Raw genomic sequence first — 24287 nt, forward strand, 5'->3', positions numbered from 1 at the left:
GGTGCCGGGCACGCGTCACGCGACGGCGGCTCGCGCGTGATGCGTGTCCCCGTCAGTATGACGAAGACGGGCGGCCGGAGTCAGGTGCCGACACCGATCCGCCGTCGACCGGCCCGGGTCCACGCCCCCCGGCCGCCCCGGAAGCGACCCGGCCCGCCCGGCGCGTTACCCGGCCCGCCCGGCACCCCTGCGCAGGGTCAGGCCGGCACCACGCGCCCGCTGACCTCGCCGAGCCCCACCCGGCTGCCGTCCGGGCCCGGGGCCCATGCCGACAGGGTGACCACGTCGCCGTCCTCCAGGAAGGCCCGCTTGCCGTCGGGGAGTTCGAGGGGGTCGCGGCCGTTCCAGGTCAGTTCCAGCAGGGAGCCGCGCTGGCGTTCGGTGGGGCCGCTCACCGTCCCGGAGCCGTACAGGTCGCCGGTGCGCAGCGAGGCGCCGTTCACGGTCATGTGGGCGAGTTGCTGGGCGGCGGTCCAGTACATGGTGGAGAAGGGCGGTTCGGAGACCACGTGGCCGTTGACGGCGACCGAGATGCGCAGGTCGTAACCGCCGGGCTCGGTGCCGGGCGCCGAGTCGTCCAGGTAGGGCAGCAGCGGGTGCGTACGCTCGGGAGGCGCCACGCGCGCGTGCTCCAGCGCCTCCAGCGGTGTGATCCACGCCGACACCGAGGTCGCGAAGGACTTGCCGAGGAACGGGCCGAGGGGGACGTACTCCCAGGCCTGGATGTCGCGCGCGGACCAGTCGTTCAGCAGGCACAGCCCGAAGACGTGCTCCCGGAAGTCGCCGAGCGCGACCGGGGCGCCGAGCCGCGACGGCACGCCCACGACGAAGCCGACCTCGGCCTCGATGTCCAGCCGGATCGAGGGGCCGAAGACGGGCGCGGGGTCGGCCGGGCCCTTGCGCTGCCCGCACGGGCGTACGACGTCCGTGCCGGAGACGACGACGGTGCCGGAGCGGCCGTGGTAACCGATCGGCAGGTGCTTCCAGTTGGGGGTGAGGGAGTCCTCGGCGTCGGGGCGGAAGATCCGGCCGACGTTGCGGGCGTGGTTCTCCGAGGCGTAGAAGTCGACGTAGTCCGCGACCTCGAAGGGCAGGTGCAGGCTCACCTCGGACAGGGGGTGGAACAGCGGCTCGACGGTCGCGCGGTGCGCCGGGTCGGTGACCCAGGACGCGACGGAGCGCCGTACGTCCGACCAGGTGGCGCGGCCGGCGGCCAGCAGCGGGTTGAGGGTGGGCCGGGCGAGCAGCGGCTGGTGGGGCGAGCCGAGCGCGGCGGCCGCGGCGCCCGCGTCGAGGACGTGGTTCCCGAGCCGGACGCCGATCCTCCGCTCCGTGCTGCCGGAGGGCGAGAACACGCCGTAGGGGAGGTTGTGCGGACCGAAGGGGTCGCCCTCGGGGACGTCGAAGGGGGGCATGGGGTGCTGCCTCACTCTCATCCGGGCCATGCATGGCACTGCGTTCCATGTGGTCGGGCCACACGTTACGGCCGAGGCGCGTGTCTTGGGCAGTGCCTCACCCGGGGCTCGGCAGGTCTGGGCCGAGCGGTGCCCATCGCGCCAACAGCGGTGAGCGGTTGGGCGGGAGCGGCACGTAAGTGCGGGGAACGACAGATGAGTCGGCGGGGCGTGCTGTCCGTATTCTCTGATCATGGCACCCACCCCGGCATATGCACTGATCGCCACCGACCTGGACGGGACGCTGCTGCGCGGCGACGACACCGTCTCGGACCGGTCCCTCGCCGCGCTCGCGCGGGTGGCGCGGGCCGGTGCCCGCCACCTGGTGGTGACGGGCCGCCCGGCCCCGCGGGTGCGGTCGCTGCTCGCGGACCTCGGCGGTGCCGGGCTCGCGGTGTGCGGACAGGGGGCCCAGGTCTACGACGCCGCGACCGACCGTCTGCTGTGGTCCGTCCGGCTGGACCGGGAGCTGGCCGAGACGGCGCTCGGCAAGATCGAGGCGGAGGTGGGGGAGGTCTACGCGGCGGTCGACCAGGACGGCGTGGACGGGCTCACGCTCATCGAGCCCGGCTACCGGATGCCCCACCCGACACTGCCCGCGGTGCGGGTCGGCCGGCGGGACGACCTGTGGTGCGCGCCCATCAGCAAGGTGCTGCTGCGGCACGCCACCCTGTCCGACGACGAGCTGGCGGCCGTGGCCCGCGCGGCGGTGGGCTCGCTCGCGACGGTCACGATGTCGGGGCCGGGCACGGTGGAGCTCCAGCCGTGCGGGGTGACGAAGGCGACCGGGCTGGCGCTGGCCGCGGAACGGCTCGGGATCGCCGCCGAACGGGCCCTCGCGTTCGGCGACATGCCCAACGACATCCCGATGTTCGACTGGGCCGGGCGCGGTGTCGCCATGGCCGGCGCGCACCCGGAACTGAAGGCGGTGGCCGACGAGGTCACCTCGTCGAACGAGGACGACGGCGTCGCCGTCGTCCTCGAACGACTCTTCCCGACCGGCTGACCGGCTGACCGGGACACCGGCAGCGCCCGGTCAGGCGGCCGGCCGGTGCCCGGTCAGGCCGCCGGTGCCCGTCAGTACGCGCCGAACACGTTGTCGATGGACCCGTACCGCGCGGCCGCGTAGTTGCAGGCGGCGGTGATGTTGGCGACCGGGTCGTAGATGTCGAAGGACGTCCCGGCCACGTGGTACGCGTTGAACGTGGGGTCGATGACCTGGAGCAGGCCCTTGGACGGGATGCCCTTGGCGGCGTTGGAGTCCCAGAGGTTGATGGCCTTCGGGTTGCCCGAGGACTCGCGGATGATGTTGCGGTGGATGCCGTTGTACGTGCCCGGGATGTGCTTCTCGGCCATGATCGCCAGTGACTCGCGGATCCAGCCGTCGAGGTTGTTCGGGTAGCCGGCCGGGGTGGTGGCCGGCGTGGTGGTGGTGCGGGGGGCCGCGGAGGCGTCGGCCGCGCCGATGAGCGGCAGGGCGAGGACGGCGGCACCGGTGCCGACGGCGGTGAGCGCGCGGACCAGGCGGCTGTTCCGGGTACGGCGGGGCTGGGCGACAGCAGACATGGGGGCGTTCCTCTCCGGCGCCTGCGAGGTGAGCTGTCGGGTTCGGGCGGGGAGATGCCCGGCCGTGCCCCTGACGGAGGCATGGCTTCACCCCTAGCCGTCCCGGCGCGGCGTGTGCCGTTCCGGACCGGCGGCTTACCTGGGTCCCCCGCTCCTGCCGTACGAATGAGTTCGTCGATGGGTATGCGGGCGGCGGCAGGATTCGGCGTCCGCCCGACGGCCCGGAACGTATGCGAGAGCACATGTCGGGAACAAGGGCCGGATTCATACAACGTGCGATTTGACCTTGATCGATGCCGTATGAGGTGCTTGATCCTTTGCGGTTGCCAATCCTCAACTCGCCGACACGGCAAGGGGTTGCGAGAACCGGGCCGGGCGGCCGGGCCGGCCGGGCGCGTGACCCAACTCACGAAATGGCAAACAGTTTTAAATCGGATATGAGGGATTAGGGGGATTTGCACCGGAAGTCGGGGTGGTGGCGGAACCTGGCATATGGGGGGCGTCGTTGCCGAGGCGAGGGCACAGTGTCCGGATTACTCTTATATGGATAAAAATCCGCTCACACTGTGTGATCAAAACCATGCCGGTCATGATCCGGTATCGCCCAGGCTGGACCGGTGGGCGCTATCGGTGATCGAAACAGGACCGGATACGCTGACTTGAGTGATGGCAGCGACCTATCGACAAACCGTGTAACCGCCAGCAGACACCAGCAGACAGGAGACCCCTCGTGACCGTCGTCGGGCCGTTCGGGCTGAGCGTGCGGGACCAGGCTCTGGAAGCCGATGTCCAGGCCGGATTGGCGGCTGTCGAGGAAGGCTTGCTCGAAGCCACCAAGAGCGAGGTCCCGTTCATCACGGAGGCAGCGCAGCACCTGGTGCGGGCGGGCGGGAAGCGGTTCCGGCCACTGCTCGTGATGCTCGCGGCCCAGTTCGGCGACCCCTACGCCCCGGGCGTGGTGCCCTCGGCCGTGGTCGTGGAGCTGACCCACCTGGCCACGCTGTACCACGACGACGTCATGGACGAGGCGGCCGTACGGCGTGGCGTGGACAGCGCCAACACCCGCTGGGGCAACTCCGTCGCGGTCCTCACCGGCGACTTCCTCTTCGCCCGCGCGTCCCAGATCCTCGCCGACCTCGGTCCCGAGGCGGTCCGGGTGCAGGCCCTCGCCTTCGAACGGCTCGTCACCGGCCAGATCCTGGAGACCGCGGGTCCCTCGGACGGCCGAGACCCGGTCGAGCACTATCTGGACGTGCTCGCCGGCAAGACGGGCTCCCTGGTGGCGGTGTCGTGCCGGTTCGGCGCGATGATGTCCGGCGCGGACGAGACGGTCGTCGACGTCCTCACCCAGTACGGGGAACGCCTCGGCGTCGCCTTCCAGCTCGCGGACGACGTCCTGGACATCGCCTCCGACTCCCACGAGTCCGGCAAGACCCCGGGCACCGACCTGCGGGAGGGCATCCCGACCCTGCCGGTGCTCCGGCTGCGCGAGCGGGCCGCCCGGCTGGGCCTGGCCGAGGACGTCGCGCTGTGCGCGCTGCTGGACTCCGACCTCAGCGACGACGCCCGGCACGCCGAGGCGCTGGCCGCGCTGCGCGCGCACCCCGCGCTGGAGCAGGCCCGCCGGGACACCGTGCGGTACGCGGAGGAGGCGCGGGCCGCGCTCGCCCCGCTGCGCGAGTGCGATGCCAAGGCGGCGCTGATCGAGCTGTGCGACGCGGTCGTGCACCGCGCCGGCTGACCGGGCCGGTCACCCGTACGGGCCCCGGCGTCCGGCGCGACCCCTACGGGTCGGGCGGAGGAACCACCGCCGGATGTCATACCGCAGGTGTAGACGGAGTTGGCTCCGTGGTCTGACGCTTGTGCACAGCCGATTTGGTCAGATGGACATCACGGAAATCACCACTCCTCACCGTTTCGGGTGAGAATGGCGGCTCAGGGTGGACCAGCGGACCAGGGTGAGGACAGCCGCCGCCGACGACGGAGGTAAGGCACACATGGCACCGTACGAATCCGACGACGCAGTGGGCGCCGCGCGGGACGAGCACCCGCGCTCGGGCCGGCGCAAGGCCGCCCGGTACGCCGTGCCGGTCGCGGTGGTGGGGGTGGCGGCGGCCACGATCGGGCTGGTCCCGGCGCTCGCCGACTCCGGTGACCCCGACCTGCCGAGGATCAGCGCCCAGCAGCTCATCGAGAAGATCGCCAAGTCGGACGTGCAGCAGCTGTCCGGCACGGTGAAGGTCAGCACCGACCTCGGCCTGCCCGATTTGGGCGGCCTCCAGAACGGCCTGATGTCCGGCTCGGGCCGGGGCGGCTCCGGCGACGGCTCCTCCGCCGACCCGAAGGCCAAGCTCACCGAGCTGGTCTCCGGCACGCACACCCTGCGCGTCGCCGCCGACGGCCCCGACCGGCAGAAGCTGTCGCTGCTGGAGAGCGGCGCCGAGTACAGCCTCATCCACGACGGCAAGGACGTCTGGGGCTACGACAGCAAGAGCAACGAGGTCTACCACGCCACCGGGGCCGCCTCCGGCAAGGACCGCGGCACCGAGCCGCCGGCCACGCCCAAGGACTTCGCCGACCAGGCCCTGAAGTCGGTGGACGACACCACGTCCGTCACCGTCGACGGCACCGCCCACGTCGCCGGGCGCGACGCCTACAAGCTGCTGATCCGGCCCAGGCAGTCCGGCACCACGGTCGGTGCGATCAGCATCGCCGTGGACGCGAAGACCGGGATGCCGCTGAAGTTCACGCTGACCCCGAGGAGCGGCGGCGCCGCCGTGCTCGACGCGGGCTTCACCCAGGTCTCCTTCGCCCGGCCCGCCGCCTCCACGTTCGACTTCACGCCGCCCAAGGGCGCGAAGGTCACCGAGGGGAAGGACGCCGGCGGCGCCCGGGAGCACGCTCCGGAGCACGGTGAGGGCTTCGCCGGGGGCCTGGAGGGCAAGGACGGGCTGAAGGTGCTGGGCAAGGGCTGGACGTCCGTCGCCACCTTCGACACCGGCGCCAAGGGCGGCGTGCCGACCGGCTCCCAGGGCGGTGAACTCGGCGGCTTCCTCGGCTCGCTGGGCGACCCGGTCTCCGGGAAGTTCGGCAAGGGCACGGTCTTCTCCACCCGCCTGGTCAACGCCCTGATCACCGACGACGGCAAGGTCTACGCCGGCACGGTGACCAAGGAGGCCCTGGTGAAGGCGGCCGACGCCGGGAAGTGACCTTCCCGGCACACCGCACCCGATGAGACGAACCGGACGAACCGAGGGGAGCCGATGGACGAACCGTCCGCCACGCAGCCGGAGCCGGGCGACCCGACGGCGAGTGTGATCGCCACGCGCGGCCTCACCAAGCGCTACCGCGGCGGACAGCTCGCCGTGGACGGTCTGGACCTGACCGTCCCGGCGGGCAGCGTCTTCGGCTTCCTCGGCCCGAACGGCTCCGGCAAGACCACCACGATCCGCATGCTGATGGGCCTGATCGAACCGACGGCGGGCACCGCCCGGGTGCTCGGCCGGCCCATGCCGCGGGCGGCCCGTACGGTCCTCCCGCAGGTCGGCGCCCTCATCGAGGGCCCCGCCCTGTACGGCTTCCTCTCCGGCCGGGACAACCTGCTGCGCTACGACGCCGCCGACCCGACCGCCGACCCGCGCACCCGGCGCGCCCGCGTCGCCGCGGCGCTGGACCGGGTCGGTCTCGCGGCCGCCGCCGGCAAGAAGGCGAAGGCGTACTCGCTCGGCATGAAACAGCGCCTGGGACTGGCCGCCGCGCTGCTCCAGCCGCGCAGACTGCTCGTCCTGGACGAGCCCACCAACGGCCTCGACCCGCAGGGCATGCGCGAGATCCGCACGCTGATCAGGGAGCTGGCCGCCGACGGCACGACCGTCTTCCTCTCCTCCCACCTCCTCGACGAGATCGAGCAGGTGTGCACCCACGCGGCGGTCATGACACAGGGCCGGCTCGTCACCCAGGGCGCGGTCGCCGACCTGGCCGCCGGGGCGCGCGACCGGCTGGTGGTCATCACCCCGGACCCGGCCGAGGCGGCGCGCGTGCTGAAGGAACTGGGCGTCGGGGACGTGCTGGCCGACGGGGACCGGGTCACCGGCGAGCCGCCCGCGCGGGATCTGGCCGAGGTGACGCAGGCCCTGGTCACGGCGGGCGTCCGGGTCCGTGGCCTCACCGTCGAACGGGCCTCGCTGGAGGACGCGTTCGTGGCGCTGACCGGGGAGGGCTTCGATGTCGCGGGCTGATGCGGTCCAGGTGGGCGCCGGGCGCCGGCCGAATCCGCTGTGGACTCTCGGGCTGCTGCGCAGCGAGCTGGTCACCACCGTCCGCCGCTGGCGCACGCTGGCCCTGCTCGGGGTGCTGGCCGCGGTGCCGGTGCTGGTCGGGATCGCCGTGAAGATCGAGACGCGGGGCGGCGGACCGGCGGGCGGGGGCGGCGAGGGTCCGGCGTTCATCTCGCAGATCACCAACAACGGCCTGTTCCTGGTGTTCACCGCGCTGGCCGCGACCCTGCCGTTCTTCCTGCCGATGGCGGTCGGCGTCGTCGCGGGCGACGCGATCGCCGGGGAGGCCGGCGCGGGCACCCTGCGCTATCTGCTGGTCGCCCCGGCCGGCCGTACCCGCCTGCTGCTGACCAAGTACGCGACGGTGCTGGCCTTCTGTCTGCTGGCCACGCTGGTCGTCACCGTCTCCGCGCTGCTCGTCGGCGCGCTGCTGTTCCCGCTCGGCGAGCTGACGACGATCTCCGGCACCCGGATCAGCCTCGCCGAGGGGCTCGGCCGCGCCGTGCTGATCGCCCTCGTCGTCGCCGCGTCACTGGTCGGTGTCGCGGCCCTCGGCCTGTTCGTGTCGACGCTCACCAACAGCGGCATCGCGGCGATGGCCACCACGGTCGGCCTGCTCATCACCGTGCAGATCGTCGACCAGATACCCCAGCTGCACGTGCTCCAGCCGTATCTGTTCTCGCACTACTGGCTGTCGTTCGCCGACCTGATGCGCGACCCGGTCTACTGGGACGACCTGGTGAGGAACCTCGGTCTGCAAGGGCTGTACGCGGCCGTGTTCGGCGCGGCGGCCTGGGCTCGGTTCACGGCCAAGGACATCAACGCCTAGCGCCCGCTCACCGGGGTGCGGCGCCGGCGGTCTCGTACGGGAAGCGCGCGAGCGGCGCGTCCTGCGCGAAGAACGTCTTGGCGCGCGCCAGTGCCCCGGTGTCCTTGCGTACGTCGCCCGGCGCGCTGCCGTTGCCGAGCAGGACCCCGCCGAAGCGCATCCGCAGGTAGGCGGCCGAGTTGTTGAGCGTGCCGGCGTACGGGTCGGCGACGGACGGCTCGTCGTCCGCCAGCGCGGCGATGCCCCAGAGGGTGCGGCCGGCCATCGTCTCCTTGAAGCCGACGCCCGGGGTGCGCAGCCAGGCCGACCAGTAGTCCAGGTAGCGCTTGGTGAGGCTGGACACCGAGTACCAGTACAGCGGCGAGGCGATCACGATGTCCGTCGCCGCCAGTGTGGCGTCCAGGAGCAGGCCGGCCGGGGTGTCCGGGGACGGCCGGACGTGGTCGCTGTCGTGCCGCAGGTCCGCGAAGTCGGGCAGGGGGTGGTCGGCGAGGCGGATCCAGCGCTGTTCGGTGTCGCCGGGCAGTTGCGCGGCGGCCTCGCGGGCCAGCAGTTCGGTGTTGCCCGCCTCGCGGGCGCTGCCCAGGACGAAGAGGAAGCGGCGGTTCATGGGTCCCCCATACGCGTCGTGTCGTACGCCGATTAAATGCGTACGCATTCTATGCATGCGCAAGCAATCTCCGCCAGGGTGCGGCTGGTGCGAGGCTGTGACGCCGCGGTGACGTGGAAAACCGCGAGAAGCGGACAGACTGGTGGGCAGGACGCGTACGACCGGATCGCGACGCCGGGGGAGTGAGGGACACCGATGGCTGGACTCAGCTTCGAGAAGAAGCGGGCGCCGCAGCCCGTGGGGCGTCCGGCGGCGGTGTCCGTCCGGGTGTCCGGGGCGGGGGGCGCGTCGGTGGACGGGGCGCAGGTCGTGGCGGCACCGGGCCAGGAGATCCAGCAGGCCGTGCTCGACCACCTCCAGCGCCTGGCCATCAGCGTCGGGGCGCCCATACGCGCCACGGTCCACGACGACCTCGCGGGCTGCGTGGTCCCCCTGGAGGTCTCGGCGGACGGCTCGAGCCGGGTGACGGGGGAGGCGGTCCGGGTGGGCCCGCGGCCGACCGGGTCCGGGACGCCTGGTGCCGCGCGGAACCCGACCGGGCAGGTGGGACCGGCGCCGGTGGCGGAGGGCCCCGGTACGGACAGTCGGGAACGCGCGGCTCACAGCCTCCTCGCCGACGTACCGCCCGAGCCCCCCGCTCCCACGCCCACCCCGGCCCGTGGGTTCGACGCGGTCGCCGAGGAGGTGCTCGGCGACGGGCCGCTGACCGAGACCGCCGAGGGCGCCAAGCTGCTCACCGGGCCGATGGGCCGGATCAACGAGGCCGTCCGGGCGGGCCGTATCGACACCGCGGCGGAACTGGCCGACCGGACGCTCGCCGAGGCCACCGCCGTGTTCGGCCCGCACCACGCCGAGGTCCTGCACCTGCTCGAACTGTCCGCCTACATCGCCTACCTGGCCGGTGACCCGGTCCGCGCCTTCCGGCTGTCCCTGGACGTCGCCCGGCTGCGCCGCCAGGCACGGGACGGAGAGGCCGCCTACGACAACGTGCGCAGCGCGGCCACCGCCTGGCGCGCGGTGCGCGACCCGGAGGAGGGCCTGCGGCTGGGCCGCGACCTGATCGACCTGTGGACGGACCTCACCGCCGAGCCGGGCCCCGCCGCCGGCGACCCGGGCCCGCTGGAGTCCGCCCGTGCCCGCATGGTCCGCCTGACCGCCCGCGCGGCCGAGGCGGCGGCGCGGGCGTGACCCCTCCTGCGCGGAGCCGGCGCGCCCGGGGTCACTGCACGCAGAACTCGTTGTCCTCCGGGTCCGCCATCAGCACCCACTGGCCCGCGGGCTCTTTCACCTCGCGCACCACCCGCGCGCCCAGCGCCTGAAGGCGTGCCACCTCGTCCGCGCGCCGTTCCGGGCCGGCGTGGAGGTCGATGTGGAGCCGGTTCTTCACGGTCTTCGGCTCCGGTACCCGCTGGAACAGCAGCCGCCGCCCGAGTCCGGTGCCGGTCCCGGGGTCGTACGGGTCGTCGGGGTGCCGTACGGCGATCAGGTCACGGAACGCGGGCCGCCCGTGGTACTCGACGGTGGCCTCCCCGGCCAGCGCGCCGAGGGAGAGCAGCCGTTCGACGAGGGCGCTGTTGTCCTCCGGGGTGTAGTGCAGCGCGGCGGCCCAGAAGTCGGCCTGTGCGTGCGGGTCCGCCGCGTCGATGACGAGCTTCCAGTGCAGGGGGGTGGGCGCCTGTTCGGTCATGGCTCCCACTTATAGCCGGACGCGTCGGCGGAGGGGGGCACTCCGACCACTCCGGTCCCGGCGGCCCCTCCGGTCAGGCATCCGCCGCGGTCGAAGCAGGAGCCGACGCGGAGGGCGCGGAAGATGTGGAAGGCGCGGCAGCCGATGCGGGTGCCGACGGCGAGGGCGACGTCCCGGCCGTTCGGGCCGGCGGCACCGCGAGCCGTGCGGGTCGCCTCGCCCACCGCAGCGCGTCGCCGGTGAGCAGGATCAGCGCCAGCCAGACCAGCGCGAACCCGGCCCACCGCTCGGCCGGCATGGCCTCGTGGAAGTAGAGGACGCCGAGCAGGAACTGGAAGATCGGGGCCAGGTACTGCAGCAGGCCCAGCGTGGACAGGGGCACGCGGATCGCCGCCGCGCCGAAGCAGACCAGCGGGAGGGCGGTGACGAGGCCCGTGGACGCGAGCAGGGTGGCGTGTCCGGCGCCCTCGTCCAGGAAGCTGGCCCCGCCGTGCGCGGTCAGCCACAGCAGATAGCCGAGCGCCGGCAGGAACTGGATGGCGGTCTCGGCGGCCAGCGACTCGACACCGCCGAGGTCCACCTTCTTCTTCACCAGGCCGTAGGTGGCGAAGGAGAAGGCGAGACAGAGGGAGATCCACGGCGGGCGGCCGTAGCCGACGGTCAGCACGACGACGGCGGCGAGGCCTATGCCGACCGCCGCCCACTGCACGGGCCGCAGCCGCTCCTTGAGGAGCAGCACGCCCATCGCGATGGTGACCAGCGGGTTGATGAAGTAGCCGAGCGAGGCCTCGACGACGTGGCCGGCGTTCACCGCCCAGATGTAGACGCCCCAGTTCACGGTGATGACAGCGGCCCCCACGGCGACGAGGCCCAGCCGCCGGGGCTGGCGCAGCAGCTCTCCGGCCCAGGCCCAGCGGCGCACGAAGAGCAGCGCGACGGCGACGAACACCAGGGACCACACCATGCGGTGGGCCAGGATCTCCATGGCGCCGGCCGGTTTGAGCAGCGGCCAGAACAGGGGCACCAGCCCCCACATGCCGTAGGCGGCGAAGCCGTTCAGCAGACCTGTGCGGTGCTCACCCTCGGACGTCGCTGCCACGTCCCCCTCCTTCTCGCTCGCGCGTCCGGCGTGGACGCACGAGGACGAAGGTAACGCCGGCCGCCCCGGATGTCATGCTCGTATCGCCATACGGTCATGACATCCGGGGCGGCCGGCCGGGGTCAGCCCTTGAGCGCGGCGGTGACGGCCTCGGCGAGCGGCGTCGTCGGACGGCCGGTCAGGCGGGACAGGTCGCCGGAGGAGACGACCAGCTCCCCCTTCTCGATCGACGCGTCCACGCCCGCCAGCATCCCGGCCACCGGCGCGGGCACCCCGGCGCCGGTCAGGATGCCGGTGAGGGTCTCCACCGGGACCGCGTTGTAGACGATCTCCCTGCCGGTCTGCCGGCTCAGCTCGGCCGCGTACTCGGCGAAGCTCCACGCCTCGTCGCCGCCCAGTTCGTACGTCGTGTTCTCGTGGCCCTCGCCGGTCAGCACCGCGACCGCGGCGGCGGCGTAGTCGGCACGGGCGGCCGAGGAGACCCGGCCGTCACCGGCGGCGGCCACGACCGCGCCGTGCTCCAGCACCGGCGCCAGGTTCTCGGTGTAGTTCTCGTGGTACCAGCCGTTGCGCAGCAGGCTGTAGGGCAGGCCGGAGGCGAGGAGCACCTCCTCGGTCGCCCGGTGGTCGTCCGCCAGCGCGGCCTTCAGGGTGCCCGGGGCGCTGGTGTAGGCGAGCAGTGCCACGCCGGCCGCCTTGGCCGCCTCGATGACCACCGTGTGCTGCCCCACGCGTCCCTTGTCGAACTCGTTGCCGGAGATCAGCAGGACCTTGTCGCCGGCGGCGAACAGGCCGTCGAAGGTCTCCGGCACGTTGTAGTCGGCGACGGCCAGCTTCACCCCGCGCGCGGCGAGGTCGCCGGCCTTCGCCTCGTCCCGCACGACGGCCGTGATCCGGTCGGCCGGCACCTTCTCCAGCAGCTGTTCCACGACGTGCCGGCCGAGGTGTCCGGTGGCTCCGGTGACGACGATGCTCATGAGGGGTGGCTCCTTCTCCAGTGGGTATGTCACTCACCCTAAGGGCGGCGCTAACCGAGCGAAAGTACCCACTTTGAAGTAAGGTACTGGCATGCCGGTAAGCAAGAACGCGGTGGACGCCGAGGCCATGTGCCCGCACCGCCTGGTCCTGGAGCACGTCACCAGCCGCTGGGGCGTCCTCGTCCTCATCGAGCTGCTGGAGCGGCCGTACCGGTTCAGCGAGCTGCGCCGCGCGATCAGCGGCCTCGGGGGCCGGGGCGTCAGCGAGAAGATGCTCACCCAGACGCTCCAGACCCTGGAGCGCGACGGCCTGGTCCACCGGGACGCCAAGCCGGTCATCCCGCCCCGCGTCGACTACTCGCTCACCGCACTCGGCCGGGAAGCGGCCGAGCAGGTCCGGGCCCTCGCCCAGTGGGCGCACGCCCGCATGGACGCGGTGGAGGAGGCCCGCCGGTCCTACGACGAGAGCCGCCGGGCGTACGACGAGAGCCGCCGGTCCTACGACGAGAGCCGCGGCGCATACGAAGAGGCCCGGGGAAACCAGCCCCGGGCCTCCTGAGCCGGCGGACGGATCAGCCGACGACCGTCCAGGTGTCCCCGCCGGCCAGCAGCGCGGCCAGGTCGCCCTTGCCGTGCTGCTCGATCGCGGTGTCGAGCTGCTCGGCCATCCGGACGTCGTACACCGGCCGCTCGACCGAGCGGAACACCCCGATCGGCGTGTGGTGCAGGGTGTCCGGGTCGGCCAGCCGGGACAGCGCGAACGCCGTGGTCGGGGACGCGGCATGGGCGTCGTGCACCAGGACGTCCGCCTCGTTCTCCGGCGTCACGGTCACCACCTTCAGGTCGCCGGTCCGTGCGTCGCGGACCACGCCTCTCGCGCCGTCCGCCCCGAAGCGGATCGGCTGCCCGTGCTCCAGCCGGATCAGCGCTTCCTCGGCCCGCTGTCTGTCCTTCAGGGCGTCGAACGCGCCGTCGTTGAAGATGTTGCAGTTCTGGTAGATCTCGATCAGCGCCGTACCCGGGTGGCCGGCGGCGGCGCGCAGCACCTCGGTCAGGTGTTTGCGGTCCGAGTCGATCGTGCGCGCCACGAAGGACGCCTCCGCGCCGATCGCCAGCGACACCGGGTTGAACGGCGCGTCCAGCGAGCCCATCGGCGTCGACTTGGTGACCTTGCCGACCTCGGAGGTCGGCGAGTACTGGCCCTTCGTCAGGCCGTAGATCCGGTTGTTGAACAGCAGGATCTTCAGGTTGACGTTGCGGCGCAGGGCGTGGATCAGGTGGTTGCCGCCGATGGACAGCGCGTCGCCGTCACCGGTGACGACCCACACGCTCAGGTCCCGGCGGGAGGAGGCCAGGCCCGTCGCGATGGCCGGGGCGCGGCCGTGGATGGAGTGCATCCCGTAGGTGTTCATGTAGTACGGGAAGCGGGAGGAGCAGCCGATGCCGGAGACGAAGACGATGTTCTCCCGCGCCAGGCCCAGCTCCGGCATGAAGCCCTGCACGGCCGCGAGGATCGCGTAGTCACCGCAGCCCGGGCACCAGCGCACCTCCTGGTCCGACTTGAAGTCCTTCATCGACTGCTTGGCCTCAGCCTTGGGGACCAGCTGGAGCAGCCCGTTGGTGGCGTCAGTCATCGATGGCCTCCTTCAGCGCCGCGGCGAGCTGTTCCGCCTTGAACGGCATCCCGTTGACCTGGTTGTAGGAGTGGGCGTCGACCAGGTACTTCGCCCGGATGAGGGTGGCGAGCTGCCCGAGGTTCATCTCGGGGACGACCACCTTGTCGTAGCCCTTCAGGACCGTGCCGAGGTTGCGCGGGAAGGGGTTGAGGTGGCGCAGGTGGGTCTGCGCGATCGACTCGCCGGCGGCGCGCAGCCGCCGTACCGCCGCCGTGATCGGCCCGTAGGTCGAGCCCCAGCCGAGCACCAGGGTCCGCGCGCCGTGCGGGTCGTCGACCTCCACGTCGGGGACGTCGATGCCGTCGACCTTGGCCTGCCGGGTGCGGACCATGAAGTCGTGGTTGGCCGGGTCGTAGGAGATGTTGCCCGTGCCGTCCTGCTTCTCGATGCCGCCGATGCGGTGCTCCAGGCCCGGGGTGCCCGGGATCGCCCACGGCCGGGCCAGGGTGCGCGGGTCCCGCTTGTACGGCCAGAAGACCTCGGTGCCGTCCTCCAGCGTGTGGTTCGGGCCGGAGGCGAAGCGCACCCGCAGGTCGGGCAGCTCCTCCAGGTCGGGGATGCGCCACGGCTCGGAGCCGTTGGCCAGGTAGCCGTCCGACAGCAGCATCACCGGGGTGCGGTACGTCAGCGCGATCCGGGCCGCCTCCAGGGCGGCGTCGAAGCAGTCCGCCGGGGTCCGCGGTGCGACCACCGGCACCGGCGCCTCGCCGTTGCGGCCGTACATCGCCTGGAGCAGGTCGGCCTGCTCGGTCTTGGTCGGCAGACCCGTCGACGGGCCGCCGCGCTGGATGTCCACCACCAGCAGGGGCAGCTCCAGCGAGACCGCGAGGCCGATCGTCTCGCTCTTCAGGGCGACACCGGGGCCGCTCGTCGTGGTCACCGCCAGCGAACCGCCGAACGCGGCGCCCAGCGCCGCGCCGATGCCCGCGATCTCGTCCTCGGCCTGGAAGGTGCGCACGCCGAAGTTCTTGTGCTTGCTCAGCTCGTGCAGGATGTCCGAGGCCGGCGTGATCGGGTACGACCCCAGGAACAGCGGCAGATCCGCCTGGCGGGACGCGGTGATCAGGCCGTAGGCCAAGGCGAGGTTGCCGGAGATGTTCCGGTAGGTGCCGACCGGGAAGGCCTTGGCGGCCGGCGCGACCTCGTAGGAGACCGCGAAGTCCTCGGTCGTCTCGCCGAAGTTCCAGCCCGCGCGGAACGCCGCGATGTTGGCCTCGGCGATGTCCGGCTTCTTCGCGAACTTCGACCTCAGGAACTTCTCGGTGCCCTCGGTGGGCCGGTGGTACATCCAGCTCAGCAGGCCCAGCGCGAACATGTTCTTGCTGCGCTCGGCCTCCTTGCGGGAGAGGTCGAACTCCTTCAGCGCCTCCACGGTGAGCGTGGTCAGCGGCACCGGGTGGAGGCTGTAGCCGTCCAGCGAGCCGTCCTGCAGCGGGTCGCTGGCGTACCCCACCTTCTGCAGGGCCCGCTTGGTGAACTCGTCGGTGTTGACGATGATCTCGGCTCCGCGTGGGAGATCGCCGATGTTGGCCTTCAGGGCGGCCGGGTTCATGGCGACCAGGACGTTCGGCGCGTCACCGGGGGTGAGGATGTCGTGGTCGGCGAAGTGGAGCTGGAAGGACGAGACACCCGGCAGGGTGCCGGCGGGGGCGCGGATCTCGGCGGGGAAGTTCGGGAGGGTGGAGAGGTCGTTGCCGAAGGAAGCGGTCTCCGAGGTGAAACGGTCCCCGGTGAGCTGCATGCCGTCACCCGAGTCCCCCGCGAACCGGATGATCACCCGGTCCAGGCGCCGCACGTCCTTCGCGCCGCCCGGTTTGCGCTGCTCTCCCACGACGGTTCCGTCGGTCTGCTCCGCTGGGCTGCTGACCTGGCTGGTCACTGAACTGGACCTCCTTCGAGGCGGCTGTCCGGGGCCTGGTCGTCCCACGGACCATCCCAGGATCAACCCTACGTCGGTTAGGGTCGCCTTCCCGAGGCCATCCAGGGATTGGACGACATTTCGAGACGGCCTGTCGCGCTGTGTGCACATCATGTCCCGCATCGCCGGAGCGCCGGTCAAGGCGCTCCCCGCGCGTGTACAGGTTCTCTCCTCCGGCTCCCGTCTGGAGCCCCGGTCGCCCCCTACGGATCGCTCCGGGCCTTCCTCCCGGGTACCCGCCTCCACCGGAGCGGGAGCGGCTGACGGGGCGCTGACGGGAGGCTGACACGGGTCCGGCCGGCTAGGAGTTCAGGTAGGTGAGAACGGCCAGAACCCGCCGGTGGTCCCCCTCGCTCGGGGCCAGGCCGAGCTTCAGGAAGATGTTGCTGACGTGCTTCTCGACGGCGCCGTCGCTGACCACCAGCTGCCGGGCGATCGCCGAGTTCGTCCGCCCTTCCGCCATCAGCCCCAGCACCTCGCGCTCCCGGGGCGTCAGCCCCGCCAGCACGTCCTGCTTGCGGCTGCGGCCGAGCAGCTGCGCGACCACCTCCGGGTCCAGTGCCGTGCCGCCCTCGGCGACCCGCACCACCGCGTCCACGAACTCCCGGACGTCCGCCACCCGGTCCTTGAGCAGATAGCCGACGCCCCGGCTGGAACCGGCCAGCAGCTCGGTGGCGTAGCGCTCCTCGACGTACTGCGACAGCACCAGCACCCCGAGCCCGGGGTGCAGCCGGCGCAGCAGTACGGCCGCCCGGACACCCTCGTCGGTGTGCGTCGGCGGCATCCGTACGTCCGCGACGACCACGTCGGGCAGCTCACCCCCCTCGTCCAGCTCGGAGATGGTTTTCACCAGCGCGTCCGCGTCGCCGACGCCCGCCACCACATCGTGCCCGCGGTCGGTCAGCAGCCGGGTCAGGCCCTCCCGCAGCAGCACTGAATCCTCGGCGATGACCACCCGCACCCTGTCCTCCACGATTCTTCCGGCCCCCCACAGCCCGATCCCCCGCGACGCCGACCGCCCGGGGCGTCCTTCCGGTGGTCCAGCATTCCAGCAATCCGCCCGGTCCGCCGCCGGACCGGGCGGAATACCGGAGGAACACCGGGGGCGCGCCGGGGCGTGTCCTGGGGGAGCGGACGTGGTCGCATGCGCTGCGCCGGGCGGATACGGGGGTGCTTGGTGCTCAGCGCTTGTCGCTCGGCGTGCGGCCGTTTTCCCGCGCGGGTGCGGCGTTGTTCCGTCGGTCAGGCGTGTCACCGCTCTGCCCAGCGAGTTGCGCCGCTACGGCGTTCTGCCGCGCGGGGTGCTCAGGCGTGCCGCCTGTTCTGCCGCTCGGAATGCTCCCGTACCGCGGCCCCCGCGCCCAGCCGTGCCGCCGTTCTGCCGCGCGGGCGGGCTTTGGCGTACCGCCTTCGGTTGTGCGGGCGCTTTGGCGTGCGGCCGTTTTGCCGCGCGGGTGCGGCGTTGTTCCCTCGGTCAGGCGTGTCACCGCTCTGCCCAGCGAGTTGCGCCGCCACGCCGTTTTGCCGCGCGGGGTGCTCAGGCGTGCCGCCTGTTCTGCCGCTCGGAATGCTCCCGTACCGCGGCCCCCGCGCCCAGCCGTGCCGCCGTTCTGCCGCGCGGGCGGGCTTTGGCGTGCCGCCTGTTCAGCCGCTCGGAGTGCCCCCGTACCGCCGCCCCCGGGCCCAGGCGTGTCGCCGTTCTGCCGCGCGGAGCGCCCACGCGTGGCGCCGTTCCGGCTGTGGGCCGTTCGGGGGTCAGCCGCGCCAGGGGAGTTCCGCGATCACCCGGGTGGGGCCGCCCGCCGGGGAGTCCACCATGAGGATGCCGTCCACCGCGTCCAGGCGGGTGGCGAGGCCGGCCAGCCCGGAGCCCCGGGACGTGTCGGCGCCGCCCACGCCGTCGTCGGTCACCTGGAGCATCAGCCGGTCCTCCGAGCGCCACACGTCGACGGAGGCGGACCGGGCGCCGCTGTGCTTGCTGATGTTCTGGAGCAGCTCGGAGACGGTGAAGTAGGCGATGCCCTCGATGGCGGGCGCGGGCCGGGCCGGCAGGTCGACCTCGACCCGCACCGGCACCGCGCAGCGGGAGGCGACCGCCGACAGGGCCGCGTCCAGGCCGCGGTCGGTGAGCACGGCCGGGTGGATGCCCCGGGCCAGGTCCCGGAGTTCCTGGAGGGCCGTCTTCACCTCGCCGTGCGCCTCCTCCACCATCCGCGCCGCCGTCCGCGGGTCCTCCCGCAGCTTCTCCTTCGCCAGCCCCAGGTCCATCGCCAGGTTCACCAGCCGGGCCTGCGCCCCGTCGTGCAGGTCCCGCTCGATGCGGCGCAGATCGGCGGCGGCCGTGTCGACCACGACCCCCCGGTCCGACTCCAGCTCCACCACCCGCGCCGACAGTCGCGACGGGCCGAGCAGCCCGCGCACGAGCAGTCCGTCCACGGTCGTCAGGGCCCGTACGAGCCAGGGCGTGGCCAGGGTGAACACCAGCCCGACCAGCGCGGTCACGGTGATCTCGAAGGGGTTGTCGAGATAGACGCTGTGGTGGGCGTCGCCGTAGAGCTGGATCCCGCCCTGGCCGGCGTACGCCGGGAACACCCAGAACCACAGCGGATAGCTCAGCAGCGCCCAGCCGCAGGACCAGAAGGTCACCGCCACCGAGAACGAGAACACCGCCCACGGGAACTGCACCAGCGCGTACAGCGCGTGCCGCCAGGAGGCGCCGCTCTTGAGTACCGCGCCCATCCAGGCCGCCGCACCCTGTTTGCGCGGCCGCAGCGGCTCCGGGTCGGCCACCTCCAGGTCCAGCAGGCCGCGCGCCCGCGCCCGCTCCAGCACGCCGAAGCCCCGGCAGCCGGCGAGCGCCGCCGCCAGCACCGGGATGCCGAGGAAGGTCACCAGCAGGCCCGCGCCGAGCGCGACCATCGTCACCGTCCAGCTGAACAGGACGACCGCCACCGGCAGGCTCAGCAGCACGTAGCCGAACTCGCGCCAGCTGCGGCCCTCGAAGGGCGCCCGCAGCCCGGCGGGCAGCCGGTGCCGCGGCTCGCTGCGGGTGGCGTATCCCTGTCCGTAGTCCGTGACCATCGGTGTCGTCCCGTTCTCCTCGTTGCGGCGGCGGTTCCAGCCGTACCACCAGGGTCGTCCGCCGGGCCCTCCCGGGACATGGAGTCCGTCGGCGTCTTGAGCGGGGGGTTTTCCCCACCCCCGCGCTCCGCCCAGCCGTAGAGCCGTGGAGGGCGCCGCGGTCGCGCGGCCCGGAAACGCGGCCACGCGCGCGTGAGGCGTCTTTCACGTCTCACGCGCGCGTGCCGCCGCGGCCGCCGGCCAGGTGCGGGCGGGGCTACTCCTGCCGGTCCCGCCAGGGCAGCTCCGCCGTGACCACCGTCGGGCCGCCCGCCGGGGAGTCGACGACGAACAGGCCGTCCACCGCGCCCAGCCGGTCCGCCAGGCCCCGCATCCCGCTGCCCCCGTCCAGCCGGGCGCCGCCCCGGCCGTCGTCCCGGACCTGGATGAGCAGCCGGTCCTCCGAGTGCCACGCGTCGACGGAGGCGGACCGGGCGCCGCTGTGCTTGCTGATGTTCTGGAGCAGCTCGGAGACGGTGAAGTAGGCGATGCCCTCGATGGCCGCCGCCGGCCGGGCCGGCAGGTCCACGGTCACCGTCACCGGCACCGTGCAGCGGGAGGCGACCGCCGACAGGGCCGCGTCCAGGCCGCGGTCGGTGAGCACGGCCGGGTGGATGCCCCGGGCCAGGTCGCGCAGCTCCTGGAGGGCCAGCTTCACCTCGCCGTGCGCCTCGTCCACCATCGCCGCCGCCGCGTCCGGGTCCTCCAGCAGCTTCTCCTTGGCGAGGCCCAGCCCCATGGCCAGGTTGACCAGCCGCGCCTGGGCCCCGTCGTGCAGGTCCCGTTCGATCCGGCGCAGGTCCGCCGCCGCCGTGTCCACCACGATCCCGCGGTCGGACTCCAGCTCGGCGATCCGGCGCTCCAGCTCGTCCGAGGGCGACAGCAGCCCCCGCACCATCGCCCGGTCCAGGTTCGCCATGCCCCGCGCCAGGTACGGCAGCAGCGGCCACAGCACGAACAGCGAGACCAGCACCGTGCAGAAGGTGAGGATGCCCCAGGGCAGCCGGACGGCGTCGTACAGCATCGTGCGCCACCCCACCGGGTCCTTCAGCGCCATCCACAGCCGCTGCACCGGGCCCCCGCCCTTGGCGAGCGGCAGCGGCGAGGGCTCCTCCACCCGCACCCCGAGCAGCTTGCGGGCCCGGGCCCGTTCCAGTTTGCCCAGCTGCCGCGCGCCCAGCAGGGACAGCGCGAGCAGCGGCAGACCGATCACGGTGAGGGTGAGGGCGCCGCCGGCCACCAGCACGGTGACCGCGTACGTGAATCCGAACAGCGCCACCGGCAGGTTCAGCAGGAGATACGCGATCTCCTTCCAGGTGTGCGCCTCAAAGGCCGGCTGGGGCGGCGGCAGCCGGTGCGGGCCGTCGTGTCCGTCGTGTCCGCCGTGTCCGCGGTTACCGGCACGGCCGTCACGTTCGTCGGTGCCGCCGGTCCGGTCGGCGGCGGGGCTGGGAGCGGTCATGCTGATCAGCCTGCCGTGCCCGGCACCGTCCACGCCATGCGGTACGCCGCCCTCCGCCGCCGGGGGAAAACCCCACCCCATCCCGGGTACCGGCTGTCTCACGGCCTGACGGGCTGCTTACCGGTTCTTTATCAGGGCCTAGACTCCCGTGCGTACAGGTCAACGAGGTCAACGAGGTCAGGGAACGAGGGACGGACGGTGCGGGAGACGTTGGGGGACTCGTCGTACGCCGCGGTGAACGTCGTCGCGGCCGGCTACTTCCGGTCCTACTCGGTGGTCGGACTGCTCGCCCTCATCGGCGTGCTCTTCGTCGCGGTCGCCTTCGGCGCGGGCCGCCTGCTGCGCCCGGTCGTGCCGACACCGGAGAAACTCCTGACCTACGAGTGCGGAGTCGACCCCGTCGGCGAGGGCTGGGCCCACACCCAGGTCCGCTACTACGTGTACGCCTTCCTGTACGTGATCTTCGCCGTCGACTCGATCTTCCTGTTCCCCTGGGCGACGGTCTTCGCCGCCCCCGGCTACGGCGCGGCGACCCTGGTGGAGATGTTCGTCTTCCTCGGCTTCCTCGCCGTCGGCCTGCTGTACGCATACAAGAAGGGCGTCCTGGCATGGACGTGAACCCCGCCGAGCCCGTGTACCTGCCCGAGCCGAAGAGGCTGGGCGCGATCGCCCGCCTCGCCCCGGAGCCGATGAAGGTCGTCCTGAACTGGGGCCGCCGCTACTCGCTCTGGGTGTTCAACTTCGGCCTCGCCTGCTGCGCGATCGAGTTCATCGCCGCGTCGATGGCCCGCCACGACTTCATCCGCCTCGGCGTGATCCCGTTCGCGCCGGGCCCCCGCCAGGCCGACCTGATGGTGGTCTCGGGCACGGTGACGGACAAGATGGCCCCGGCGGTCAAGCGCCTGTACGAGCAGATGCCGGAACCCAAGTACGTCATCTCCTTCGGCGCCTGCTCCAACTGCGGCGGCCCCTACTGGGACTCGTACTCGGTGACCAAGGGCGTCGACCAGATCATCCCCGTCGACGTCTACGTCCCCGGCTGCCCGCCGCGCCCCGAGGCGCTGCTCCAGGGCATCCTCAAGCTCCAGGAGAAGATCGCCCGCGAGTCGCTGGACGAGCGGTACGGCAGCGGGCCCGCCCGGCCGTCCGCCGCCGCCCTCCAGAGCGGCCTGGTGCGGCCCCCGGCGCCGGCCGGTGAGGGGGACACGCGATGAACACGGCCGCCGGCTGGCTGCCCGCTCCCGCCGAGGAACTCTTCGGTACGGGAGCCACGGCCGAGGAGTCCTACGACGTCCTGACCGTGGACGTACCGCCGTCCGCCTGGCTCTCCGCCCTGGAGACGGCCCGTACGACCCTGTCCTGCACCTACTTCGACTGGCTGAGCGCGGTCGACGAGCCGGGCACCGGCTTCCGGATCTGCGCGCACGTCGTCGCCCTGCACCCGGTCCGCCGGCTCCTCGTCCGCACGACCGTGCCGCACGACGCCCCCGCCCTGCCCTCCGCCGTCGGCGTCTACGCCGGTGCCGCCTGGCACGAGCGCGAGACCCACGAGATGTTCGGCGTCGTCTTCGAGGGCCACCCCGGGCTGGAGCACCTCCTCCTCCCGGAGACCTTCGAGGGCCATCCCCTCCGCAAGGACTTCGTCCTCGCCGCCCGCGTCGCCAAGGCCTGGCCGGGCGCGAAGGAACCCGGCGAGTCCGAGCACGGCGGCCCCAAACGCCGGCAGATGCTGCCCCCCGGCGTCCCCGACCCCAACGAGTGGGGCCCCCTGAAGGGCCAGCTCCCACCCGCCCCGGCCCGCCCGGCGAGGGCGGCGGCGGGCCGCACGGCGGCAGGTGCCGCGGCAGGCGCGGCGGGGGAGCGTCCGGTACGGCGCGCCCGCTCGGCCTCCCAGGGCTCGGCCAGCCAGGCCGCAGCCGCGGGCGGAGCCGGGGAGGCTCCTGGTGCTGGTGCTGGTGCTGGTGCTGGTGCTGGTGCTGGTGCTGGTGCTGGTGCTGATGCCGGTGCCGGTGCCGGTGCCGGTGCCTCCGGCCGGCCGCGTCGGATGCGGAGTGCGAGCCAGGGCTCGGTGAGCCAGTCGGCGGTGCCGGCCGCCGAGGACGCGGCGACGCGCGAGCAGGCCGCGACCGAGGGCGACGCCACCCGGGCGGCGGCGCAAGGACCCACGGAAGGGCCGGCCGCCGAGGCCTCGGTGGCGTACGAGCCCGGCCCGACGCCCGCACCCGCCCGGCCGCGCCGCGCCCGCAGCGCCGCACAGGGCTCGGCCTCACAGCGGCCCACGACGGCGCCGGAACCCTCCCCGACGGAGCCGACGGAACCGACGGAACCGACGGAACCGACGGAGCCGACGGAGCCGGCCGGCGCCACTGGCCCCGCCCGCCGCGGCACCGCCCCGCGCAGTTCCGACGCCCCGTGGCACCACGCCCGCCCGGCGTTCGCCGAGCCGGAGACCCCTGCTGAACCGGAGCCGCGGAAGGCAGCCGGGCCGGAGCGGCCCGCGGAACCTGAGCGGCCTGCGGAACCTGAGCGACCTGCGGAACCGGCCCCGGAGCCGGAGGCGGAGCAGGCACGCGCCCCCGAGCCGCGCCCCGACGCCCCCGAGCACGACCCGACCACCCCCGACGACCCCGCAGGAGGCCCGCAGTGAACGGCGCGTTGGACGTCGCCCTGCGACTCGTGGTCGTCTTCGTCGTCTTCCTCACCTTCCCGCTGATCGTGGGCCAGACCGAGCACAAGGTGATGGCCCACATGCAGGGCCGGCTCGGACCGATGTACGCCGGCGGCTTCCACGGCTGGGCCCAGCTCATCGCGGACGGCGTGAAGTTCGCGCAGAAGGAGGACGTGGTCCCGGCGGGCGCCGACCGCCGCGTCTTCCAGCTCGCCCCCGCCGTCGCCCTGTTGCCGTACCTCCTCGTCCTCCTCGCCATCCCCATCGGCCCGGGCGAGGGCGCCGTCGGCCAGGTGCTGGACGCCGGCGTGTTCTTCGTCCTCGCGGTGATGGGCGTCGGCGTCCTCGGCTCGCTGATGGCCGGCTGGGCCAGCGCCAACAAGTTCTCCCTGCTCGGCGGCCTGCGCACGGCCGCCCAACTGCTCGCCTACGAACTCCCGATGCTGCTGGCGGCGGCCTCGGTCGCGATGGCGGCGGGCACCGTCTCCCTGCCTGGCATCGTGCACGCCTTCCACTGGTGGTGGCTGCCGTGGCAGATCGTCGGCGCGATCGTCTTCTTCGTCGCCGGACTCGCCGAGCTGCAACGCCCGCCGTTCGACATGCCCGTCGCCGACTCGGAGATCATCTTCGGCGCGTACACCGAGTACACCGGGCTGCGGTTCGCGCTCTTCCTCCTCGCCGAGTACGCCGGGATCGTCGTCCTGTGCGGCCTGACCACCGTCCTCTTCCTCGGCGGCTGGCACGGGCCGTGGGGCCACGACGGCCTGGGCTGGCTGTGGACCCTGCTGAAGACCGCGATCCTCGCCTTCCTCGTCATCTGGCTCCGCGTCACCTACCCGCGGCTGCGCGAGGACCAGCTCCAGAAGCTGTCCTGGACCCTCCTCGTCCCCCTCTCCCTCGCCCAGATCGCCCTCACCGGCATCGTCAAGGTGGTGATCAGCTAA

General features: G+C 72.7%; 22 protein-coding genes and 1 riboswitch. Of the genes, 11 read left to right on the plus strand and 11 right to left on the minus strand.

All coding sequences use genetic code 11. The features are described from left to right. Nucleotides 1-197 precede the first annotated feature (197 nt). Nucleotides 198-1415 (minus strand): fumarylacetoacetase, encoded by a 1218-nt coding sequence (gene fahA / locus AB0947_RS02920; RefSeq protein WP_366748507.1) that lies wholly within the window; start codon nt 1413-1415, stop codon nt 198-200. 232 nt (nt 1416-1647) lie between these two features. Between fahA and AB0947_RS02925 the strand changes: the two genes are divergently transcribed. Further along, nucleotides 1648-2460 (plus strand): HAD family hydrolase, encoded by an 813-nt coding sequence (locus AB0947_RS02925; RefSeq protein ID WP_366748508.1) that lies wholly within the window; start codon nt 1648-1650, stop codon nt 2458-2460. Nucleotides 2461-2531: 71 nt separating this feature from the next. Here AB0947_RS02925 and AB0947_RS02930 read toward each other — a convergent pair whose 3' ends face one another. After that, on the minus strand, nt 2532-3020 hold the full coding sequence (locus AB0947_RS02930) for a transglycosylase SLT domain-containing protein (protein ID WP_366748509.1): 489 nt from the start codon (nt 3018-3020) through the stop codon (nt 2532-2534). A gap of 5 nt (nt 3021-3025) precedes the next feature. After that, nucleotides 3026-3207: riboswitch (cyclic di-AMP (ydaO/yuaA leader) on the minus strand. A gap of 543 nt (nt 3208-3750) precedes the next feature. Between AB0947_RS02930 and AB0947_RS02935 the strand changes: the two genes are divergently transcribed. The 4 genes from AB0947_RS02935 to AB0947_RS02950 all read left to right on the plus strand — a co-directional run bounded on the left by AB0947_RS02935 (nt 3751) and on the right by AB0947_RS02950 (nt 8126). Then, complete coding sequence (locus AB0947_RS02935) at nt 3751-4761, plus strand: polyprenyl synthetase family protein (protein WP_171153778.1); 1011 nt, start codon at nt 3751-3753, stop codon at nt 4759-4761. A 256-nt stretch (nt 4762-5017) separates the two neighbouring features. Continuing rightward, on the plus strand, nt 5018-6229 hold the full coding sequence (locus AB0947_RS02940) for a DUF2092 domain-containing protein (protein ID WP_366748510.1): 1212 nt from the start codon (nt 5018-5020) through the stop codon (nt 6227-6229). Between the two features lie 54 nt (nt 6230-6283). Beyond that, entirely contained in the window at nt 6284-7258 is a 975-nt protein-coding gene (locus tag AB0947_RS02945; protein ID WP_366748511.1) for an ABC transporter ATP-binding protein, read from the plus strand. Next, nucleotides 7245-8126 (plus strand): ABC transporter permease, encoded by an 882-nt coding sequence (locus tag AB0947_RS02950; RefSeq protein WP_366748512.1) that lies wholly within the window; start codon nt 7245-7247, stop codon nt 8124-8126. The genes AB0947_RS02945 and AB0947_RS02950 overlap by 14 nt, the downstream gene beginning before the upstream one ends. Before the next feature lie 7 nt (nt 8127-8133). On the opposite strand, the gene AB0947_RS02955 is transcribed toward AB0947_RS02950, so the two are convergent. Continuing rightward, on the minus strand, nt 8134-8736 hold the full coding sequence (locus AB0947_RS02955) for an NAD(P)H-dependent oxidoreductase (protein ID WP_366748513.1): 603 nt from the start codon (nt 8734-8736) through the stop codon (nt 8134-8136). A gap of 195 nt (nt 8737-8931) precedes the next feature. Between AB0947_RS02955 and AB0947_RS02960 the strand changes: the two genes are divergently transcribed. Further along, complete coding sequence (locus AB0947_RS02960) at nt 8932-9924, plus strand: tetratricopeptide repeat protein (RefSeq protein ID WP_366748514.1); 993 nt, start codon at nt 8932-8934, stop codon at nt 9922-9924. Nucleotides 9925-9955: 31 nt separating this feature from the next. Here AB0947_RS02960 and AB0947_RS02965 read toward each other — a convergent pair whose 3' ends face one another. From AB0947_RS02965 to AB0947_RS02975, 3 genes are all read right to left on the minus strand, one after another. Then, nucleotides 9956-10423 (minus strand): VOC family protein, encoded by a 468-nt coding sequence (locus tag AB0947_RS02965; protein WP_366748515.1) that lies wholly within the window; start codon nt 10421-10423, stop codon nt 9956-9958. Nucleotides 10424-10496: 73 nt separating this feature from the next. Continuing rightward, nucleotides 10497-11522, minus strand: a complete 1026-nt coding sequence (rarD, locus tag AB0947_RS02970; RefSeq protein WP_366748516.1) for an EamA family transporter RarD — start codon at nt 11520-11522, stop codon at nt 10497-10499. Nucleotides 11523-11644: 122 nt separating this feature from the next. After that, a complete protein-coding gene (locus tag AB0947_RS02975; protein WP_366748517.1) occupies nt 11645-12499 on the minus strand; it encodes an SDR family oxidoreductase in 855 nt (284 codons plus the stop codon). Between the two features lie 91 nt (nt 12500-12590). Here AB0947_RS02975 and AB0947_RS02980 point away from each other — a divergent pair, with 91 nt between their 5' ends. Continuing rightward, entirely contained in the window at nt 12591-13058 is a 468-nt protein-coding gene (locus AB0947_RS02980; RefSeq protein ID WP_366748518.1) for a helix-turn-helix domain-containing protein, read from the plus strand. A gap of 13 nt (nt 13059-13071) precedes the next feature. On the opposite strand, the gene AB0947_RS02985 is transcribed toward AB0947_RS02980, so the two are convergent. From AB0947_RS02985 to AB0947_RS03005, 5 genes are all read right to left on the minus strand, one after another. Beyond that, nucleotides 13072-14133, minus strand: coding sequence for a 2-oxoacid:ferredoxin oxidoreductase subunit beta (locus tag AB0947_RS02985; protein ID WP_366748519.1), 1062 nt, complete (start codon nt 14131-14133; stop codon nt 13072-13074). Continuing rightward, entirely contained in the window at nt 14126-16054 is a 1929-nt protein-coding gene (locus tag AB0947_RS02990; RefSeq protein ID WP_366748520.1) for a 2-oxoacid:acceptor oxidoreductase subunit alpha, read from the minus strand. The genes AB0947_RS02985 and AB0947_RS02990 overlap by 8 nt, the downstream gene beginning before the upstream one ends. 340 nt (nt 16055-16394) lie before the next feature. Next, entirely contained in the window at nt 16395-17066 is a 672-nt protein-coding gene (locus tag AB0947_RS02995) for a response regulator transcription factor (RefSeq protein ID WP_366748521.1), read from the minus strand. A 782-nt stretch (nt 17067-17848) separates the two neighbouring features. Then, entirely contained in the window at nt 17849-19174 is a 1326-nt protein-coding gene (locus tag AB0947_RS03000) for a sensor domain-containing protein (RefSeq protein WP_366748522.1), read from the minus strand. A 256-nt stretch (nt 19175-19430) separates the two neighbouring features. Beyond that, nucleotides 19431-20675: a sensor domain-containing protein gene (locus AB0947_RS03005; protein WP_366748523.1), complete on the minus strand. Its 1245-nt coding sequence runs from the start codon at nt 20673-20675 to the stop codon at nt 19431-19433. 198 nt (nt 20676-20873) lie between these two features. Here AB0947_RS03005 and AB0947_RS03010 point away from each other — a divergent pair, with 198 nt between their 5' ends. From AB0947_RS03010 to AB0947_RS03025, 4 genes are read left to right on the plus strand one after another with little or no spacing between them, the layout of a single operon-like run. Next, complete coding sequence (locus AB0947_RS03010; RefSeq protein ID WP_225811474.1) at nt 20874-21293, plus strand: NADH-quinone oxidoreductase subunit A; 420 nt, start codon at nt 20874-20876, stop codon at nt 21291-21293. Then, on the plus strand, nt 21284-21889 hold the full coding sequence (locus tag AB0947_RS03015; RefSeq protein WP_366748525.1) for an NADH-quinone oxidoreductase subunit B family protein: 606 nt from the start codon (nt 21284-21286) through the stop codon (nt 21887-21889). Before AB0947_RS03010 ends, AB0947_RS03015 begins: the two co-directional genes overlap by 10 nt. Then, nucleotides 21886-23322 (plus strand): NADH-quinone oxidoreductase subunit C, encoded by a 1437-nt coding sequence (locus tag AB0947_RS03020; RefSeq protein ID WP_366748526.1) that lies wholly within the window; start codon nt 21886-21888, stop codon nt 23320-23322. Before AB0947_RS03015 ends, AB0947_RS03020 begins: the two co-directional genes overlap by 4 nt. Then, nucleotides 23319-24287 carry a complex I subunit 1 family protein gene (locus tag AB0947_RS03025; RefSeq protein WP_366748527.1) on the plus strand — a complete coding sequence of 323 codons (969 nt, stop codon included), beginning with the start codon at nt 23319-23321 and terminating at the stop codon, nt 24285-24287. Before AB0947_RS03020 ends, AB0947_RS03025 begins: the two co-directional genes overlap by 4 nt.

This window comes from Streptomyces sp. NPDC047841, from assembly GCF_040704085.1.
GTDB classification, from domain to species: domain Bacteria; phylum Actinomycetota; class Actinomycetes; order Streptomycetales; family Streptomycetaceae; genus Streptomyces; species Streptomyces argyrophylli.